Origin of the sequence: Brevibacillus sp. FSL L8-0520, from assembly GCF_037963895.1 — a bacterium.
GTDB classification, from domain to species: domain Bacteria; phylum Bacillota; class Bacilli; order Brevibacillales; family Brevibacillaceae; genus Brevibacillus; species Brevibacillus borstelensis.
Window position 1 is genome coordinate 4,119,664 of the sequence record NZ_CP150171.1, and the last position, 13,349, is coordinate 4,133,012.

The following is a 13,349-nucleotide window of genomic DNA, read 5'->3' on the forward strand; positions in this document are numbered from 1 at the left end:
AGAAATTCATTTGAATTAAGGAGTAATTCCTAAATTATTCCTAAAATAGCACGCCGCAAAAAGGAGACGCATATGGTTGAAGGTGTAAACAGACTGGTAGAAGAGTTATTTCCCACACTCTTGAGCTGGCGCCGCGACTTTCACAAGTACGCTGAATCGGGCTGGGTGGAGTTCCGCACGGCCAGCATTGTTGCCGACCGCTTGTCCGGTTGGGGCTATGAAGTAAAAGCCGGCCCGGAGGTCATCCATCCAGAGGGAAGAATGGGCGTGCCTGACGAGTCATTTCTGGCTCAGCAGGAGCAGCGTGCCCGAGAGCAAGGAGCCATCGCCAAATGGCTTCCGCATTTTTCCGGGGGGTTCACCGGAGTCGTCGGCATTCTCGACACAGGCCGCCCCGGGCCCACGGTCGCTTTTCGCGTCGATATGGACGCGCTGGACCTGCAGGAATCGGATGCGCCCGATCACATTCCTGCGGCAGAAGGCTTCGCTTCGGTCAACCCTGTCATGATGCACGCCTGCGGTCATGATGCCCACACGACCATCGGGCTGGGGCTGGCCTATGTTCTCAGTCAGCTAAAGGATGAGCTTCGAGGCAAAATCAAGCTGATCTTCCAGCCGGCGGAAGAAGGCGTCCGGGGAGCCAAATCGATGGTGGATGCAGGCGTTGTCGACGATGTCGACCGCTTTTTTGCCTGCCATATCGGCATCGGTGTGCCGCTCGGCGAGGTAGCCTGCGGAACCAGCGGCTACCTGGCTACGACGAAGGTTGATGTCACCTATACCGGAGTGGCATCGCATGCCGGAGGCCATCCCGAAGACGGGAAAAACGCCCTGCTCGCTGCCGCCTCTGCCGTCCTGAACCTTCACTCGATCGCGAGGCACAGCGGCGGCAACTCACGTGTCAACGTGGGCGTCCTGCATGCCGGCAGCGGCCGCAACATCATTCCCCATCACGCCTTCTTCAAGCTGGAAACGCGCGGAGAGACGAGCGAGGTGAATGAATATACGCTCGCCCGCGCGATGGAGATCATCGAGGGTGCCGCCGCGATGTACGGAGTCGAGTCGAATGTCCGGATCGTAGGGAAGGCAAACCAATGTGCCCCCAGTCCGGAGCTGCTTCCGTTTATCCGCAGCCAGGCCGAAAAAGTAGCCGAGGTTGTATCTGTAGTAGATCAGTTCCAGACATCCGGTTCGGAGGACGCCACCTACATGATGGAACGAGTCCAGGCAAAAGGCGGTCTCGCTTCCTATCTGGCATTCGGAACGACGCTGGCTGCCGGCCATCACAACGAGCGCTTCGACATCGACGAGAAGGTTTTGCCCATCGCCGTGAAAACGCTTGCGCTTTGCGCCCTGTGCGCCCATGAGTCATGATGAGCCGAGTCGGGGTTGTCGGCCCCCGGGATTCCGTCCGACTCATCTGCGAAGTCGGTGAAGAGTACAAGGACCGCATGCAGTTCATTCCTTATGTCTATCAAAATGCCGCAGAAGCGAGCGGAATCGTCCATGCTGCGGCTGACTCGGTCGATATTTGGCTGTTTTCGGGCCAGGCCCCTTACGCGATCGCCAAAGAGCAGATCCGCAAGCAAAAGGCGTTCTTTCCCCAGCTCCAGGGCTCGAGTCTGACGAGAGTCTTGCTTGAGCTGGTGTACCGGGACCATCGACGTCTGGAGCGCGTCAGCTTTGATACCATTTCAGCAGAGGCGTTCCGGGAAATGTGCGCCGATCTCGGCCTTCCCTGTGACCAGTTGCATCTGCTCTCCTATTCCGGCTTCATGCCTTCCATGGAGCTGATCGCCTTTCATACGGGACTTTATTCCCAAGGAAAGGTCGACGCCTGCGCTACCTGCATCAGCTCTGTCTATGATGAATTAAAGGCAAGGGAAATCCCTGTGTACCGGATCACTCACGACCGGGTGGCGATCCGCACGATGCTGGACATGGCCAGCCAGGAAGGAGAAGCGCTGCACTTCAAAAAGTCGCAAATCGCCGTTCAAATGGTGGTGGTCGACGGCCTGGACAAGCTGATCGGCGAGAACAAAGGAATTTACGAGGTTCATCGCCTGGAGCTGAAGCTGCAGGAAACCATTCTCAATTACGTCGAAGCGCAGGCGGGTGCCGTCGTGCCTCTGGGGAACGGAAAGCATCTGGTCTTCTCTACCCGGGGCTCGTTTGAGGACAACCGGACATTTCCCCCGTCTGCCCTGATGGAGCGAATCTGGCTCATCGCCGATCTGCCTACGCACATCGGTGTCGGCTTCGGCGCCACTGCTCTTGCCGCGGAAAAAAATGCCCAGCTCGCGCTGCTCCACGCCAAACAGACAGGTGTCTCCAACGCGATCCTCGTCAATGACGAGGGAGTGATGGAAGGCCCCCTCTACACCCCGGACAGCATCACTTATCAATACCGGACGGAGAACAAGGAAATGAACCAGCTGCTGCGCAAGGCCGGCGTCACGATCACGACCTACAACAAGCTCCTCTCCGTACAAAAAAATTTGGGCCAGAATTGCATCAGTGCCGTTGAGGCGGCGGAATGGCTGGGGATGACGCAGCGCAATGCCCGCCGCATTTTAAGCGATCTGGAGAAAAACGGCCTCGCCGAGCTTACCGGAGAAGAAGCGCCGGCCAGCCGCGGACGGCCGCGAAAAGTGTACCGGCTGATCGCGCCTAGCTAAACAAACCTAAAGGAGGAGAATGTCATGCCATCCATCCAGTCCTATCTGAAAGAGCGAGAACACTTGATTTTATCCGATCTGGAGCGAGTCGTCCGGGCAGAGTCGCCCACGCACGACAAAGCGGCGGTAGACCGCTGCGGCGAGGTTTTCCAGGAGCTGTTCCGCCAGCATCTGGGGCTGTCCGCCGAGGTCATCCCGATGGAGAAAACCGGCAATCATTTACGTTATCAATACGGCGACGGGAGCGAGCAAATCCTCATCATGGGCCATATCGATACGGTCTGGGACATCGGCAGGCTCAGGTACCGGCTGGAGGGCAACAAGGCGTACGGCCCCGGCATCTTTGACATGAAGGGCGGCATCATTCAAGCTCTCTGGGCCCTGAAGGCTTGCAAGGATCTGGGCATAGCCCTGAACAAGAAGGTCGTCTTTCTGCTGACCAGCGACGAAGAGACCGGCAGCGACACCTCCCGCTCGCTGATCGAGGAAGAAGCCGCAAGAAGCGCTGCGGCACTTGTGCCCGAGCCTGCCGTCGCGGTCTCGGGCGCACTGAAGACAGCGCGAAAAGGCGTCGGTCAGTTTACGATGACGATTACAGGCAAAGCCGCCCACGCCGGAAACCATCACGAGGACGGCATCAGTGCGGTTGAGGAAATGGCTCATCAGATTTTGAACCTGCACGCCCTTACGGACTACGCCAAAGGCACAACCGTCAATGTCGGGATCGCCTCAGGGGGCAGCCGGTCCAACGTCGTCGCCGAACAAGCGCGGCTGGACATCGATGTCCGCATTTCCAGCATGGCAGAGGCAGAGCGGGTGCAGGCAGCCATCAACGGGGCCAAGCCAAAACTGCCGGGAATCAAGCTGGAAACAGACGGCGGACTGAACCGTCCTCCGATGGAGCGGACGGTACAAACGGCCCGCTTGTTCGCGCTTGCCAATCAATGTGCAGATGAGCTTGGCTTCACCCTGACAGAAGCTTCCGTAGGCGGAGGCAGCGACGGCAATTTTACTGCGGCTCTCGGCATTCCGACACTGGATGGATTGGGCGCGGTCGGTGACGGCCCCCACGCCGAGTACGAGCATGTCGTCATTGACCACCTTGCGCAAAGAAGCGCCCTGCTAGCACTGCTGCTCACGAAAATCTAGAGGCAGCACTGCCGATAGAAACGGAAACGGCTGACGGGACCCATCCTCGTCGGCCTTCTCCTTGCTACTCGTCCTTTGCTGTGCAACTGCCTTCTTTGTCTTCCAAAGCCCTTCCCCTTGTTCTCGGCATTTCATCCGCTCCCCTGGACGTTTTCACAGGCTACACCCCCTATTCCGAAACAAATTTGCGTCAAACAATCCGCTTTCCGGTATGAAAGCAAATCGCTGCCGTGTTTCAGGCCTGCCCCTTCTACTAGCTGAACCGTACTTGCTATGATAGAAGTTGGGCAATCTCGCAAAACTCCCGCTGCCTGTACATGAAGGAAGCGCCGACTGGTAGGCAGGGACGGTTTGTATACGGCGCAACCATGCGTACGAGAGATATGACGTCCGTCTGTTTTTTTGGTACTTTTTAAAAGAATGCAACAGCATCTTAGGACGAACGAAAGGAGCGATCCTAACGTCGTCAGATAACATGCCTCAAGGAAATGAAATGAGAAACCGCAAACGGATAAAGGACGGGGGAAGCTACTATGCTGAACAAACGCATTTTATATATCGAAGACGATGCCGACATCGGTGCCTGGGTCAAAGAAGATTTGTCCAGAAGGGGATATGCGGTCAACTGGTTGACGTCGGGGGACCGTGCGGCGCAATACGCCGAAGCTGCCGATCTGGTTATTCTTGACGTGATGCTGCCCGGCCTGGACGGCTTTACCGTCGGACAGCGACTGAAGAAGACAGCGCCGCACCTCCCGATCCTGATGCTTTCGGCTCGTACGGCGGTAGACGACAAGCTGCAAGGGCTGCAGTTCGCCGACGATTACTTGACGAAGCCGTTTCACCCCGACGAGTTGGCAGCACGAGTCGAGGTGCTGCTGCGGCGCTACGGTTCGGCGGCTTCGCAAGCTCTGCAGCTCGGTCATATCACGGTCGATATCGGCGGGAACCTCATCATTGACAGTCGTTCGGGCGAGGAGATCGCACTGACCGGGAAGCAATTGCAGATTTTTATGTACCTTTTGAAGCATGCAAACCGAATTTTGACCAAGGAGCAAATCTATGAGGCGGTCTGGGGCGAACCGTACATCGAAGGAGACAAAACGCTGAACGTGCACATCCGACACCTCCGCGAAAAAATCGAGCTCGATCCGAGCGTTCCGGTCCTGATCGAGACGATTCGAGGCATCGGCTACCGGGTGAAGCTATGAAATTCCGCAATTCGCTGCTGTTTACATACTTGCTGATTGTTTTGCTGGCGATACTGCTTCTGCCGATACTGTTTCCGCTGCTGTCAATTGCGCTAAATACGGTGCTTTTGGGCGATGACGAGCCGAACATGTATCGAAACGGGGTCTGGCTGGAGCAGATGTGGCATCAGGAAGCCAGGCAGCTTGCCGGTGCCGATGACGAAGCGATCAGCCGGAGACTGACCGAGCTGAAGGAAAAATACGAGCAGGCTTCCGTGTTCTGGGTCGATGCGCAGGGAAAGACGCGGCTTGCGCTTCCAAAGGACTTGGGAATCCCCGATCAGTGGACACCGTCCTATACGATTCAGTTCATGAAGGAGCACTACGATGCCGATCCATTCACGACGGTAGCCTTTATCGGAAACAGTCGGGACAAAGGCTTTATGGTTTTTCAGGTCGACCGTTCCGTGATCCAGACGAGCAGCGAGCAGCTCTCGGAAAAACGGGACCATCTCTTTATCGCCGTCGCTCTGGTCATTCTCTGCCTGTTTTTGTTCATTTCCTGGATCTTTATCTATCGGCTGCGCAAACGGTTGCTCGGATTGGAGGTAGCAATGACGTCTCCGACCGAAAACGGGATTCCGAAGTCGATCGAGGTGAACAATCCGGACGAAATCGGGAGGCTGGAGCAGGCGTTCAACGCGATGATCAGGCAGCTTGAGCTCGGCCGGAAACGGGAGCAGGAAGAAGAGCAGCTGCGGCGACAGCTCATCGCCAACCTGTCGCACGATTTGCGTACGCCGCTGACATCCATCCGAAGCCATGCCTACAGTCTCAAACAAGAAAACCTCAGTGAGCAAGGGATGCAATCAGTCGAGCTGATCGACCACAAGATCGGTTATTTGGCTGAGCTGATCGACAACCTGCTCTCCTATACGCTGCTGTCAGCCGGCAAATACCCGTATCGTCCGGAGCCAACCGACATGGTCCGGCTGCTGCGGACGATATTGGCTCATTGGTACCCCGCCTTTGAAAGAAAGGGCTTTACCGTGGAGCTGGAGCTTCCGGAATCGGCTGTCGTATGCCGGGTCGACCCGATGTGGATCGAACGCATTCTGGACAATCTCCTGCAAAATGTACTCCGGCATGCACGGACCGGCCGCTATCTTTCCGTCAGGCTCGAGCCGGAGGGCGGACAGGCAGCCATTCGCCTTGAGGACCGGGGGCCTGGCATGAACGGCAAGTCGCTGAACCAGGGAGCCGGGATCGGCCTGACGATCGTGCAGCTGATGCTGAAAGAAATGCAGCTCAAGTGGGAGGTCAAAAGCGACTGTGGTGGAACTCGAATGGCCATTGCCGGCTTGCGCTTAAACGAAATTTAACCTTCGCTCTCCCGTGGATTTAACCTCGCACCGCTACAATCCGGTATTGAGGTGATGAACTGTCATGAGCGAAGCCGTAATCGAAACCAATCAATTGACAAAGAAGCTGGGAAATAAAATGGCCGTCGATCGGCTGGACCTGCGGATCGGCCAAGGTGAAATCTACGGCTTTCTCGGGCCGAACGGCGCGGGAAAGACAACGACGATCCGGATGCTGCTCGGCCTGATCCGGCCGACTCGCGGCACCGTGCGGATCTTTGGACGCGATCTGCAAAAGGACAGGCTGTCGGTGCTGCGGCGCGTCGGATCGCTGGTCGAATATCCGTCCTACTACGGACACCTGACGGCCTATGAAAATTTGGAGGCGGTACGCTGCATCCTGGATGTGCCGCGATCCCGGATCGACGAGGTGTTGTCGGTCGTGCGGCTTACGAAGGAAGCGAAGCGGCCGGTCAAGGGCTTTTCCCTCGGGATGAAGCAGCGGCTCGGCATCGCGACGGCGCTGCTTGGCTCGCCGGAGCTGCTCATTTTGGATGAGCCGACGAATGGCCTGGACCCCTCCGGCATTTTGGAGATGCGCGAATTGATCAAGAGCATGCCGAAGCAGCTTGGCATGACCGTTCTGGTATCAAGCCACCTATTGTCCGAGGTAGAGCAGATGGCCACGCAGGTCGGCATTATCGCCCAGGGCAAGCTGATTTTTCAGGATTCGATCGAAGCGCTCAGGCAGCACTCGGGCTCCCGTATCCGAATAAGCGTCGATCAAGGCGAGGCCGCATGGAAGATGCTGCTTGCCAGTGGAATCCAGGCGGAATGGGAGCTGACCGATGCAAATCGGCTGCTGCTGCCTCACGAATCCGACGAGCAGCTGGCCCGGCTGGTCAAACTTCTTGTGCACAACGATATTTCCGTGTATCGGGTGGAAGAGGAGAAGCGTTCTCTGGAAGACATGTTCCTCGAGCTGACCGGTGGAGGCGACAGCTTATGATGCGGGGAGTGATGGCATCCGAATGGCTCAAAATCCGCCGCAAAGGGATCTGGCTTCTGATCGCGCTCGGCCCGCTCGGCGTTGTGGGGTTGCAGGCACTAAATTTTTTCCTCCGGTACGATTACTTGACCAAGCGGTATGCCGACGATCTGTGGGGGGCGGTTATCGGAAACGTGCACCAGCTTTCGGTGCCGACCCTGCTGATGGGGATTGCGATTGTCGCCTCCATGATTGCGGGCATCGAGCACCAGACGAACGCCTGGAAACAGACATTGGCCTTGCCCGTATCGAAGTGGTGCGTCTTTGCCTGCAAGTTCACCCTGCTCTGCACGCTTCTGGTGTGCGCCTGCACATTGCTGGCAGCCGGCACAGTGGTTCTCGGCATCGCCCTCGGATACGGCACCAATATTCCGCTTGTCACGCTGCTGGTCAAGTCGTATTTGCCATTCCTTGCGGCGATGCCCTTTGCCGCACTGCAAACCTGGCTTTCGATCACGATCAAAAATCAGGCGATTCCGTTGACGACAGGCGTTCTTTTCTCTGTCCTCTGCCTGTTCGGGACAGCGGTGGGTGATTGGGTTCCGCTGAAATGGCTCTACCTTGAAAATCAGTGGAACGAACCCTTCTATTCGGCTGGACCGGGCCTGCTCCTGGGGCTGGTCATTTACGTTATCGGTCTCATCCATTTCATCCGAAAGGACGTGAGTTAGGCCATGTGGAGGTTTTTCCGATCTGAGCTGCTGAAATTGCGGAAATCGCCGATCTGGCTGCTGGTATTCGTCAGTCCTGCATTGTCCACGATCTTTGGATTGGGGATGCGAATCACTCCAGAGATGGAAGAGATGGCATGGGGAATGACGTACACTATGATGGCGGCCCCTCACGGCCTGTTGTTTCTGCCGCTGCTGACCGGGGTACTGTCTGCGTTCGTCTGCCGCTACGAGCATGTCGGCGGCGGATGGAAGCAGATGCTTGCGCTGCCCGTTTCCCGCGGTACCGTCTATGTGGTGAAATTCGTTTGGGTGATGGGGTTGCTGCTCTTGACCCAATGCCTTCTGCTCGCAGGATTGCTGGCGGTCGGAACGGTCAAGGGTTACTCGGCAGCTGTTCCCTGGGATATTCTTGTCAGCAGCCTCGTCGGGGGGTGGGTGGCTTGCATGCCGCTGGCTGCGCTGCAGCTCGCCGTCTCCGTGGCCTGGTCAAGCTTCGCTGCACCGATGGCGGTAAGCGCCATCTTCACGCTGCCGAACATCCTGCTGGTCAACTCCGAGAAATACGGCCCGTGGTACCCGTGGGCGCAGCCAATGATTGCCATGCTCTCGGGGGCGCAACAAGCCGAACCTGGGGTGTTGGGCGTGCCGCCAGAAACGCTGTTCATCGTCATTTTGGGCAGCTTCATCGCGTTTTTCCTGTCCGGATTCGTTTATTTTCAGCGTAAAATGATCTGAGTACCGTGCCGCAGAAAAAAGAAGCTGCCTCAACCGTTGTTGAGGCAGCTTTGCTGCAGCTTGGCTTCCTTGCAGAGTCTTGGGTGGAAGTGTCCCCTTGATTTCTTTTACCCCACGTTCAAGATTTTGGAGTAGCTGCGATACCCCTTCCACACCTCAAAGCCCAGCTTTCTGTAAAAGTCCACCAGGTCGGTCCAGTCGATGCAAATCCGCTCAATTCCGCGCTGCCGAAGGAAGTATATGCCCGCCTCGACAACCGCCCGCCCGTATCCGAACTTTCGCTCCTGCGGATCAATGCCGAGCGGGCCGATCCCGCCCAGTTCGTCGGCAAAGAGCGGAGCCCAGTACACATTTTGGGCGATAATGGGCGAACGGGCATCATTGATCCGGCAAAAGCCGATGATCGCCCCGTTTTTCTCCGCGAGGACAAATTCCCGTCCGGTGCCTCCTTTTTCGAAATAGCAGAGCGCTTCGTATTCCCACCGTCCGGGAAAGCATCTGTTGAAAAAGGCCATCAGCGCGTCGCGGTCCTCGGGCTTGCCTTCCCGAAACGTGACTTCCGCAAAGGTGGGCAGCTCGGTGCCGAACGCAGGCCGTTCTTTGCCGGACACAGACTGCTCGACGCCGGATGCTGGCCGTTCCTTGCCTGTCGCAGGCTGCCCGACGCCGGATGCTGACCGGTTACCCGCTGTTTCCTCCGGCGAGGAGATCAAATCAAACAGCTGCTTCCCGGCGATGTACCCCCGTTTCTCTGCCCAGCGCATCGTCTCCTGTTCCTCGTCGGGAACACCTGGGAAATAGTGCCACCAATCGCTCCCCAGGCTGATTTTCTCGACGTTCTGCTGAAAGAGCGCACTCTCCGCCCGCTTCAGCAGCTCTGCGCCAATCCCCTGCCTGCGGCAAGCCCGGTCCACCAGGAGAGCCTGTATCCAGCCCGAGCCTTTTCCCCATGTGACAGGATCTGCTTCGCTCCATTTCTTGGCGATCACGACACCGACCGGGCGCTGGTTTTCCTTCTCTACGGCAACCCATGAGCCCTCCGGCAGCAGATGCGGATCATCCAGGCTGTTCTGCCGAAGCAGCTCGGGTCTCATCGGAAAACGGTCGCCGCACTGCTCATTCCAAAGCTGACATACGGCGTCCAGCCATTTTGACGACCACGGATGATATTCCATATTGCTCCTCCGTTCATTTGGAAGCCAGCTTTTACTTCAGCCCGGAGCTTCTGGCTCCTTCCACAAAATACTTCTCGGCGATCAGAAATACGATCAGGATCGGGATCAGGCTGATCAACGCCCCAGCCACCAGGTACTGGTCGTTCCCCCCTGTCCACTGCCCCTTTAACGACAGAATGCCGACCGGCAGGGTGTATTTTTCCCGGGTCGTGATGTAGATGACGGGAGCGAGGATTTCGTTCCATTTCGCCATGAAGGTGAAAATCGCGAGCGTAGCCAGCGACGGCTTGCACATCGGCAGGGCGACCCGCCAGTAAATCTGGAACGGATTGCAGCCGTCGATCTTGGCCGCTTCTTCGTACTCCCGGGGAATTCCCAAAAACGCCTGCCTCATCAGGAAAATGCCAAAGGGCTGTCCCAGCCATTCCAGCACCCAGAGCGGCATCAGCGTATCCAGCATGCCGAGCTGCTTGAAGATGATGAACTGCGGGATAATCGTGACGACGCCGGGAATCATCATCGTTCCGAGCACGATCATAAAGAGCGTATCCCGGAATGGAAACTGAAGCCGGGCAAAAGCGTACGCTACCATCGAGCTGGACAGGATCGCCCCCAGGATGGAGAGCACCGACACCGTCAGACTGTTCAACGTATAGGTGCTGAAATTGGCCAGTTCCCATACTTCCGAATAGTTGCTCCACTTGATCGGATCGGGGAACAGCTCCGGCGGATACTTGTTGAATTGGCCCACTGTTTTCAAGGAGTTGAACAGTGCTGTCAGGAAGGGAATGAACATGATGGCCGAACTGATTCCGATAGCGGCATAGGCGAGTATTTTACGTATGCTCATATGTGGCTGCCCCCTTTCCTCAATCGTAGTGGACCCAGCGTTTTTGCAGTCTCATTTGCATAAATGTAAAGACAAACAGGATCAGGAACAGCACCCAGGCAATCGCGGATGCGTAGCCCATGTGGAAGAAGGTGAAGCCTTCGCGGTACAGGTGCAGCATCAGCACCAGGCTGGCATTGTTGGGACCGCCTGCCACGCCATCGACCGCTCCTGCCGTCATGACGTAAATCTGTTCAAAGCTCTGGAACGAGCTGATCGTGCTCAGGATCAGCACGAGAAAGGTCGTCCCCGAGATCAGGGGCACTGTGATGCGCCAGAACTTTTGCAAGGGTCCGGCTCCATCGATCTCCGCTGCCTCGTAGAGGTCGCCCGGCACGTTTTGCAAACCGGCCAGAAACAGCACCATCATGTAGCCGACGCCCTTCCATATCGCCACCGCGACGAGAACGGGAATGACCAGCTGCTCATCGGCCAGCCAGTTTTTCGGCTCCAGTCCCAGGCTGACAAGCAGGCTGTTGGCCCAGCCGAAGCGCGGATTGAAAATCGAGTCAGCTACGTAGGCGATAACCGTCCAGGACGAGATGACCGGGATGAAGTGAGCGATCCGGTACAGCTTCAAGCCTTTCAGCTTTTGATTCAGCGCGACAGCCAGCACCAGAGCGAGCGCTGTCTTGATCGGAACGAGCAGGATCGTGAAGTAGAGCGTGTTCTTCAGCGCCTTCCAGAAGAGCGGATCGTCGATCATCTTGCTGTAGTTGGCCAGTCCCGTCCACTCGGGAGGATTCAGCATGTCATAGTCCGTAAAGCTGATGTACAGCGATGCGATGGAAGTGAACGCGACAAAGACGATCAGGTGAATCAGATACGGGGAGATGAGTAAAATCCCCCATCTCCCCTCACTGTCGAGCCGCTTTCGTTTTCGGGGCTTTGGTACAGGCCGCTCATCGGTTTTCCATTCACCAGTGAGTTGTGTATTTTGATTCATGTCTGCCTATCCCCCGTAAGCGTTTTTTATTTCTTGTAGAATCCATCCAGAACCTTTTGCACGGCCTCATTGGCCTTTTTCAAGCCTTGCTCGACGCTCTCCTCGCCGGAAAACGCTGGGAACATGGACTCGTCAAACGCTTTGCGCCATTCGCCAAATACAGCGTTGGCATCGAGGGAACCGGCGAATTCCATGCTGTCCAAGAAAACCTTCGCGTTCAGCGAAGTATCGGAAGTGAGGACCTCCTCGGCCACTTTTTTCTTGACCGGAATGGCTTCGCCAAGCGACGCCCACTCCCTCTGCGCCTCGTCGTCCGTCGCCCAGTACTTGATCCACTCCCAGGCTGCCTGGGTCTTTTTCTCGTCGGCCGTTTTGCTGATCACCCAGGAGTTGACGATGCTCGGTGCAAAGCGTTTGCCCCCAGGTCCTGCCGGAATCGGCGCCACATCGAAGTTCAGTCCGGCTTCGCGCATTTTTACCCGCGCGGCGTAGATGTCGATCTGCATTCCGGACACGCCGCTCAGGAAAGGCTTGAACGGGTCCTGGAAGCTTTGCAGGTCGACCGGATCAGGGAAAATCCCCCGCTTCATGCCGTCTACCATCCACTCGATCGCCTGTTTGTTTTCAGGCGTGTCGAGAACGGCCTTCTGCAGGCTGCTGTCCAGCACACCGCCGCCGAACGTTTTCATCAGCGGGAACCAGCCTCGGCTCACCCCGACCGGACTGCTGAAGATGGTGAAGCCGTACTCCGAAACCTTGTTTGGATCAAAGGAAGGATCTTTGGCATTTTTTCCGGAAGCGTCAATGGTCATCAGTTCGGCCGCTTCCTTCACCTGATCCCACGTCCAGTTGGCATCCGGGTATTTGAGGCCCGCCTTGTCAAAAAGGGCTTTGTTGTAGTAGAGCACCCCGATCTGGATTCCCTGCGGAACACCCCAAACCTCGCCGCCTGGGCCTTTGTTGGCGTCCATGCCGTAGTACTCCTCTTTGCTGAGGTCCTTTTCGATCAGTTCGCGCAAGTCCTTGACAGCGCCGCGCTCGGCGAATTCAAACACCTTCACCCCGTCGCTCAGCCACAGATCGGGAGCATTGCCGCCTGCTATCTGCGTATTCAGCTTTTGGAAAAATTGCGCATGAGGCCCTGTTTCTGTCGTGATCTTGATATTCGGGTGCTTCTCCATGAACTTCGCGAGCAGCTCCTCCATTTTTTTCTGCGTGGGAGGATCGGAGTAGTACCCCATTTTCAGTACGATCTGCTCAGAATCGTTCTTCGCATTCTGCGGATCGCCAGTGTTTGCCTGCTGACCGGTACAGGCCGTAATCAGCAGGGCGGCAGACAAGAGTGCCGACAAAAAAAGTGAAAAGCTCCTCTTTCGTTTCAATGCAGACCCCTCCATTTATCTATTAAAAATGTATTGCCAATAAGGTATGGGTATTGCCTGCGGTCTGTAGTGCGAATAGAGTGGGATCACGGGTACGGTATGCTGGCTGACTGAACAAGCGC

Annotated in this window: 12 protein-coding genes; 8 read left to right on the forward strand and 4 right to left on the reverse strand. The window is 56.7% G+C overall.

The genetic code is table 11. From position 1 onward, the window contains the following. Positions 1 to 72 precede the first annotated feature (72 nt). The 8 genes from NSQ24_RS20350 to NSQ24_RS20385 all read left to right on the forward strand — a co-directional run bounded on the left by NSQ24_RS20350 (position 73) and on the right by NSQ24_RS20385 (position 8,835). Positions 73 to 1,374: an amidohydrolase gene (locus tag NSQ24_RS20350; RefSeq protein WP_172920565.1), complete on the forward strand. Its 1,302-nt coding sequence runs from the start codon at positions 73 to 75 to the stop codon at positions 1,372 to 1,374. Then, entirely contained in the window at positions 1,374 to 2,678 is a 1,305-nt protein-coding gene (locus NSQ24_RS20355; RefSeq protein WP_279041855.1) for a hypothetical protein, read from the forward strand. The genes NSQ24_RS20350 and NSQ24_RS20355 overlap by 1 nt, the downstream gene beginning before the upstream one ends. A gap of 24 nt (positions 2,679 to 2,702) precedes the next feature. Then, on the forward strand, positions 2,703 to 3,827 hold the full coding sequence (locus tag NSQ24_RS20360; RefSeq protein ID WP_003389572.1) for a M20 family metallopeptidase: 1,125 nt from the start codon (positions 2,703 to 2,705) through the stop codon (positions 3,825 to 3,827). 536 nt (positions 3,828 to 4,363) lie between these two features. Further along, positions 4,364 to 5,038: a response regulator transcription factor gene (locus NSQ24_RS20365; RefSeq protein ID WP_024983415.1), complete on the forward strand. Its 675-nt coding sequence runs from the start codon at positions 4,364 to 4,366 to the stop codon at positions 5,036 to 5,038. Further along, entirely contained in the window at positions 5,035 to 6,399 is a 1,365-nt protein-coding gene (locus tag NSQ24_RS20370; protein ID WP_339166474.1) for a HAMP domain-containing sensor histidine kinase, read from the forward strand. Before NSQ24_RS20365 ends, NSQ24_RS20370 begins: the two co-directional genes overlap by 4 nt. A gap of 64 nt (positions 6,400 to 6,463) precedes the next feature. Then, positions 6,464 to 7,387, forward strand: coding sequence for an ABC transporter ATP-binding protein (locus tag NSQ24_RS20375; RefSeq protein WP_024983416.1), 924 nt, complete (start codon positions 6,464 to 6,466; stop codon positions 7,385 to 7,387). Continuing rightward, entirely contained in the window at positions 7,384 to 8,097 is a 714-nt protein-coding gene (locus tag NSQ24_RS20380) for an ABC transporter permease (protein ID WP_171506443.1), read from the forward strand. Before NSQ24_RS20375 ends, NSQ24_RS20380 begins: the two co-directional genes overlap by 4 nt. A 3-nt stretch (positions 8,098 to 8,100) precedes the next feature. Further along, positions 8,101 to 8,835, forward strand: a complete 735-nt coding sequence (locus tag NSQ24_RS20385) for an ABC transporter permease (protein ID WP_003389577.1) — start codon at positions 8,101 to 8,103, stop codon at positions 8,833 to 8,835. Between the two features lie 107 nt (positions 8,836 to 8,942). Here NSQ24_RS20385 and NSQ24_RS20390 read toward each other — a convergent pair whose 3' ends face one another. The 4 genes from NSQ24_RS20390 to NSQ24_RS20405 are packed head-to-tail and all read right to left on the reverse strand — an operon-like array spanning position 8,943 to position 13,227. Beyond that, positions 8,943 to 10,010, reverse strand: coding sequence for a GNAT family N-acetyltransferase (locus NSQ24_RS20390; RefSeq protein WP_024983417.1), 1,068 nt, complete (start codon positions 10,008 to 10,010; stop codon positions 8,943 to 8,945). A gap of 31 nt (positions 10,011 to 10,041) precedes the next feature. Continuing rightward, positions 10,042 to 10,860, reverse strand: coding sequence for a carbohydrate ABC transporter permease (locus NSQ24_RS20395; protein ID WP_003389580.1), 819 nt, complete (start codon positions 10,858 to 10,860; stop codon positions 10,042 to 10,044). 19 nt (positions 10,861 to 10,879) lie between these two features. Beyond that, entirely contained in the window at positions 10,880 to 11,845 is a 966-nt protein-coding gene (locus tag NSQ24_RS20400; RefSeq protein ID WP_003389582.1) for a sugar ABC transporter permease, read from the reverse strand. 26 nt (positions 11,846 to 11,871) lie between these two features. Then, complete coding sequence (locus NSQ24_RS20405) at positions 11,872 to 13,227, reverse strand: sugar ABC transporter substrate-binding protein (protein WP_003389583.1); 1,356 nt, start codon at positions 13,225 to 13,227, stop codon at positions 11,872 to 11,874. Positions 13,228 to 13,349 lie beyond the last annotated feature (122 nt).